At 57.0% G+C, this 5,943-nt stretch carries 9 protein-coding genes; 3 read left to right on the top strand and 6 right to left on the bottom strand.

Translation table 11 applies throughout. From position 1 onward, the window contains the following. The 3 genes from A3754_RS10580 to A3754_RS10570 form a co-directional block, all read left to right on the top strand. Positions 1-362, top strand: a 362-nt coding sequence (locus A3754_RS10580; RefSeq protein ID WP_063519645.1) for a YraN family protein, incomplete at its 5' end; no start/stop codon positions are given. Between the two features lie 69 nt (positions 363-431). Then, entirely contained in the window at positions 432-1,019 is a 588-nt protein-coding gene (locus A3754_RS10575; RefSeq protein ID WP_063519644.1) for a phosphoheptose isomerase, read from the top strand. After that, the gene (locus A3754_RS10570) at positions 1,019-1,606 is read left to right on the top strand and encodes a BON domain-containing protein (protein ID WP_063519643.1); all 588 of its coding nucleotides are present in this window, start codon (positions 1,019-1,021) and stop codon (positions 1,604-1,606) included. The genes A3754_RS10575 and A3754_RS10570 overlap by 1 nt, the downstream gene beginning before the upstream one ends. Before the next feature lie 116 nt (positions 1,607-1,722). Here the strand turns inward: A3754_RS10570 and A3754_RS10565 are convergent, their stop codons facing one another. From A3754_RS10565 to rpsI, 6 genes are all read right to left on the bottom strand, one after another. Next, complete coding sequence (locus tag A3754_RS10565; protein ID WP_007148786.1) at positions 1,723-2,124, bottom strand: ClpXP protease specificity-enhancing factor; 402 nt, start codon at positions 2,122-2,124, stop codon at positions 1,723-1,725. Between the two features lie 2 nt (positions 2,125-2,126). Beyond that, a complete protein-coding gene (sspA, locus tag A3754_RS10560; RefSeq protein WP_063519642.1) occupies positions 2,127-2,765 on the bottom strand; it encodes a stringent starvation protein SspA in 639 nt (212 codons plus the stop codon). 94 nt (positions 2,766-2,859) lie between these two features. Next, positions 2,860-3,516, bottom strand: coding sequence for a cytochrome c1 (locus A3754_RS10555; RefSeq protein ID WP_063519641.1), 657 nt, complete (start codon positions 3,514-3,516; stop codon positions 2,860-2,862). Beyond that, positions 3,516-4,790: a cytochrome bc complex cytochrome b subunit gene (locus A3754_RS10550; protein WP_231880585.1), complete on the bottom strand. Its 1,275-nt coding sequence runs from the start codon at positions 4,788-4,790 to the stop codon at positions 3,516-3,518. Before A3754_RS10550 ends, A3754_RS10555 begins: the two co-directional genes overlap by 1 nt. Before the next feature lie 5 nt (positions 4,791-4,795). After that, positions 4,796-5,383, bottom strand: a complete 588-nt coding sequence (gene petA / locus A3754_RS10545; protein ID WP_063519640.1) for a ubiquinol-cytochrome c reductase iron-sulfur subunit — start codon at positions 5,381-5,383, stop codon at positions 4,796-4,798. A 214-nt stretch (positions 5,384-5,597) separates the two neighbouring features. Further along, positions 5,598-5,943 (bottom strand): 30S ribosomal protein S9 (rpsI, locus tag A3754_RS10540; RefSeq protein ID WP_063519639.1); only part of this gene is annotated, 346 nt, incomplete at its 5' end.

Genomic DNA, 5,943 nt, shown 5'->3' with positions numbered 1-5,943 from the left:
GTAAGAAAGACACCGGCCGGGACGCGGAAAAGCTTGCCGCGAAGTGGCTGGTCGACCAGGGACTGACCGTTGTGGAGCGCAACTTCCATTGCCGTCAGGGAGAAATTGATCTGATCCTGCTGGATCAGGACACTCTGGTCTTCACCGAAGTGCGCTGGCGCAAACACCAGAGCCATGGTGGCGCGCTTGCCTCGGTGGATCAGAATAAACAACGGCGACTGATCAGCGCGGCCCAGCACTTTCTGGCCCGCCACCCGGAACATCATCACCGGCCCTGCCGATTCGATGTGCTGGGCATGGAACCGGACAACCAGCAGACTGTCCTTTACCAATGGATACAAAACGCCTTTTATAGCGAATAAGCTACACAGCAGAATGTGAAAGATTGAGCGACCCTGAACTCAGCGAACAGGACATTGAAGGGACAATTTATGAGCGTGGACCGTATCCGGCAACTGTTTGCCGAAAGCATCGAAACCAAAGCCAAAGCCGGCGAAGTACTGCCTACCGTGATTGAAGCCGCAGGTCAGGCCATGGTCGAATGCCTGCTCAACGGCGGCAAGATCCTCACCTGCGGCAACGGCGGCTCCGCTGGCGACGCCCAGCACTTCTCTTCCGAGCTGCTAAACCGTTTTGAAATGGAGCGCCCGGCCCTGCCCGCCATCGCACTAACCACGGACTNGTCCACGCTGACCTCAATCGCCAACGATTACAGCTACAACGAGATCTTCTCCAAGCAGGTCCGCGCCTTGGGCGGCAGTGGCGATATCCTGCTGGCCATTTCCACCAGCGGCAATTCCGCCAACGTGATCCAGGCTATTCAGGCTGCCCACGACCGGGAAATGCGGGTGGTCGCCATGACCGGCAAGGAAGGCGGTGAAATGGTCAACTTGTATGGCCCCAACGATATCGAAATCCGGGTGCCCGCCACCTCCACAGCCCGCATTCAGGAAGTCCACCTCCTGGTCATTCATTCGCTGTGCGATTACATCGACCAGCAGTTGTTCGGAGGCCAGTAATGGTCGCACGCTTCATCCGCTTATCGACTCTTGCAACCCTGGCTCTGTTGTTCAGCCTGACCACCGGGTGCGCATCCCTGTCCAAGGGCATGTCCGACCAGCCCACGGACCAGGATCATGGCTCACGGACTTTTGGCGCCTTTGTGGAAGATGGCAACATCGAGCGAAAAGTCGCCGTCAACCTGTCACGGGCCAGCGCCGAGCTGGACGAGTCCCGTATCGTGGTAGTCAGCTACAACGGCAACGTCTTGCTTGCAGGCCAGGTAGCCAATGAAGATCTGAGCACCCAGGCGGAAAATATCGCCAGCCAGGTACGCCATGTGCGCAACGTGCACAACGAACTGCAGGTAGTGGGCTCAGGCTCCTTCCTGGCTCGCACCAATGACACCTGGCTCACCAGCAAGGTAAAAAGCCGCCTGCTGATCAACGGCGATGCGCCGGGCTGGCGCACCAAGGTGGTGACGGAAAACGGCGTGGTGTACCTGATGGGCCTGCTCACCCATGCCGAAGCCGACGCCGTGGTCGCCCAGGTACAGAAGGTGTATGGCGTACAGAAGATCGTAAAGATCATCGAGTATATCGACTAGGCGCTGCGCGCCGGCAACCCACCTCCGCGTCACGGCCCACGGAAAACAAAAAGCCCGCTCAGTGAGCGGGCTTTTGCGTGTTGCATGCAGCGTGAGGCGTGCTGCGTCTCACTTTCTTATTTTACCACTTTCAGGTGGCTGACCTTGCCTTTGCCTTCCTCTTTCTTCTCAGGCTCCGGGGTCGTCGGTGGCTCCGGTGGGTCCACCGGGTCAAACGCCATACCCTGGCCGTTTTCACGGGCAAAGATCGCTACCACCGCATTCACTGGCACCCGGATCGTCATGGGCATGCCACCAAAGCGGGCAGAAAAGGCAATTTCATCATTATCCGCCACAAACTGGGTTACCGCGCGCGGCGCAATGTTCAGCACGATCTGGCCGTCCTGCACAAAGTCCTGCGGCACTTCCACACCCGGGAAACTGGCATTCACTGCCAGGTGGGTAGTCAGGCCGTTATCGCAGATCCATTCGTGGATCGCCCGTATCAGATACGGGCGATTGGAGGTCATTTCGGACATGGTTACAGCGGGTTACGCAGTTCGCGCTCGGCGTCGGTCAGGCTGGCCTGGAACGCATCACGATCAAACAGACGCTCGGCGTAGTCCAGCAACGGCTTGACCTGCTTGGCAGGCAGCTCAATACCCAACGCCGGCAACCGCCACAAGATCGGCGCCACCACGCAGTCCACCAAGGTGAACTCTTCGCTCATGAAGTACGGCAGCTCGCTGAAGATCGGCGCGGTGGCAATAATCGCCTCACGCAGTTCCTTGCGACGCTTGTTCAGGCTGGCGTCTTTCTCTTCACCGGCCAGGATCGCATCCACATGACCACACCAGTCACGCTCCACGCGGTGAATCAACAGGCGGCTCTGGGCACGCGCCACCGGGTAAACCGGCAACAACGGCGGATGCGGGAAACGCTCGTCCAGATACTCCATGATCACCGTGGACTGAAACAGGGTCAGCTCACGATCAACCAGCGTGGGCACTTCATTGTACGGGTTCAGCGAGGCCAGATCTTCCGGCTTGTTGCTGCTGTCCACATCAACGATATCGACTGTGACCCCTTTTTCTGCCAGCACGATACGCACGCGATGGCTGTAATGATCTTCCGGGGAAGAAAAGAAAGTCATTGAAGAACGCTTGGTCACCACACCCATTGTCGAGTCATCTCCACACTAGTGATCTATAACAGAAACAGGGTAACCGCTTACGCGGATACCCTGTTCAACGCTGGAATCCTACACTGAAGTATCAGTGTACGTCTTTCCAGTATTCCTTTTTGAGCAGGTAAGCCGGGATCAACAGGATGCCCAGGAAGACCAGCACATAAACACCCAGACGTTCACGCTGCGGGCGAACCGGCTCCGCAGTGTAGGTCAGGAAGTTAGTGATATCGCCCATGGCCTGCTTGAACTCGTCTTCGCCCAACTCTTCTTCCAGACCCGCCATCACGTGGGGCATACCCACGCTCGGGAACACATGGTTGTTGTAACCGAACGGACGGGACTCATCTTCGTAGAAGTTGATCAGGTACGAATACACCCAGTCGGAAGAACGGTACCGGGTCACCATGGTGAGATCCGGCGGTGCATTACCAAACCACTTCTTCGCGTCGTCCTGGTCCATGGCGTTATGCATCTGGTCACCGAACTTGTCACTGACGAAGTTCAGGTTCTCCATCACCAGCTCTTCCGGCATGTCCAGATCTTCCGCCATGCGGCTGTAGCGCTGGTACTGCAGGGTATGGCAACCCAGGCAGTAGTTGACGAACAGCTTGGCACCGTTTTGCAGGCTGACCTTGTCTTGCAGGTTTACCGGCGCTTTAACCACGTACTCGTTGTGGCCACCGCCAGCCGCGAATGCGACCAACGGCAGGCAGCTGAAAAGAATAACCGCTAGTTTCTTCATCAGTGTCCCCCCGTTACCCGTTCCGGAACCGGCTTGGATTTCTCGAATTTATGCACGAACGGCATGATCAGCAGGAAGTAGCTGAAATAATAGATCGTGCCGAACTGCGCCATCATCGTCTTGCCTGGAGTTGCCGGCTGAGTACCGAAATAGCCCAGCATCAGGAAGTCCAGCACGAAGAGCGTCATGAAGATCTTGCTCCAGATACCGCGATAGCGAATGGACTTCACCGGGTGACGATCCAGCCACGGGATCACGAACAGGATCACGATCGCGCCGCCCATGGCCACCAGACCCCATGCCTTGGAAGACATGATGAAGTCGATGGTTGTGGCACGCAGCATGGCGTAATACGGGCCGTAGTACCAAACCGGCGCAATGTGGTCAGGAGTTTTCAGCGGGTTGGCCGGCTCGAAGTTCGGCTTCTCCAACAGGTAACCACCACCATCCGGGAAGAAGAAGATCACCACGGAGAAGATCATCAGGAAGACAATCACGCCGGGCAGGTCCTTCACGGTGTAGTAAGGGTGGAACGGAATGCCGTCAACCGGAACGCCGTTTTCATCCTTGTTCTGCTTGATTTCCACGCCGTCCGGGTTGTTGGAACCCACTTCGTGCAGCGCCAGAATGTGCAGCACCACCAGAGCAAGCAACACAATCGGAATAGCGACAACGTGCAGCGCGAAGAACTTGTTCACCGTGGCAGTGGACAGCAGGTAATCGCCGCGCACCCAGGTAGTCAGGCCTTCACCAATTTCCTTGGCGTCTGCCGCACTAATGAACGGCAGCAGATCAAACGGGATCGCGCCCGCCAGGGAGATAATTACCTGGGCACCCCAGTAGGACATGTTGCCCCAGGGCAGTACGTAACCGAGGAAACCTTCGGCCATCAGCGCCAGGTAGATCAGCATACCGAAGATCCACACCAGCTCCCGCGGCGGCTTGTAGGAGCCGTACATCAGGCCACGGAACATGTGCAGGTACACCACAGCAAAGAACGCAGACGCGCCCACTGCGTGCATGTAGCGGATCAGCCAGCCCCACTCCACATCACGCATGATGTATTCAACGGAGGCAAAGCCTTCGTTGGGGGAGAAGAACATGGTCAGCCAGATGCCGGTGAGCAGCTGGTTTACCAGCACCACGATGGAAAGCACACCAAAGTAGTACCAGAAGTTGAAGTTCTTCGGCGCATAGTATTCGGACATGTGACGCTTGTAGGCGTCTACCACGGGCAGACGGGCATCTACCCAATCGACAACGCGATTCACCATTCCCATCATGCCTTGGTCTCCCCTTCCTCAGAGCCGACGATAACGACAGCTTCGCTCAGGTAAGAATGCGGCGGAACCACCAGATTGGTGGGTGCCGGAACGCTCTTGTACACCCGGCCGGCCAGATCGAACTTGGAGCCATGACAGGGGCAGAAGAAGCCACCATGCTCCAGTTCTACCGTCGGCTGATCCTCAAAGAGCGGGGAGCAGCCCAGGTGAGTACAAGTACCAATCAGGACCAGATATTCCTTCTTGATAGAGCGCCACTCGTTTCTGGCATATTCCGGCTGCTGATCCGCTTCGGAAGCAGGGTCACGAAGCTTCTCGTCCAGCTTCGGCAAGGTATCCAGCATATCGTCCGTGCGACGCACCACCCAGATGGGCTGGCCTCGCCATTCTTCTACTACGCGCTGCCCCGCTTCCAACCGGCCAATATCCACTTTTACCGGCGCACCGGCATTTTTGGCTTTGGCACTAGGTTGCCAGGACTTAACGAAAGGTACAGCCACGCCAACGGCTCCTGCGGCACCAATCGCCGAAGTCAAGCCAATCAGGAAAGTGCGGCGGCTGCTATTAACGCCGTCGTTGCTCATTGAGTTATTCTCCCCTTAGATCCCACGCTCGGGGTTAATCCGGGACGCGAAGTTTATCCTCGTGTCACGGACGGAGTAAGGCGGCGCAAATGGTAAAGAAAAAGCCCACACCTGACAACCGGTTATTACCCCGCCAGAATCGCTAAACACCTGATTTGAACACAAAAAAGCCCAGCATTGCTGGGCTTTTTTGTGTAGCTGTAGTGCTTGAAGCTTAACGCTTGGAGAACTGCGGACGACGACGCGCCTTGCGCAGACCCACTTTCTTACGCTCAACTTCACGGGCATCACGTGTCACGTAACCGGCACGACGCAGCTGACCACGCAGCTCACCGTCATACTCCATCAGCGCACGGGTAATACCGTGACGGATGGCGCCAGCCTGACCGTTGTTACCGCCACCGCTAACGGTAACCAGCACATCAAACTTGTCCGTCGCGTCCACCAGCTCCAGCGGTTGACGAACAACCATCTGGTTGGTTTTACGGCCGAAATACACATCCAGCGGGCGACCATTAACGCTGATCTTGCCACTACCCGGACGCAGAAAAACGCGAGCG

This window comes from Alcanivorax sp. HI0083 (assembly GCF_001635175.1).
Note: the sequence above shows the minus strand (reverse complement) of the source record. Positions and strands in the feature narration are given on the sequence as shown.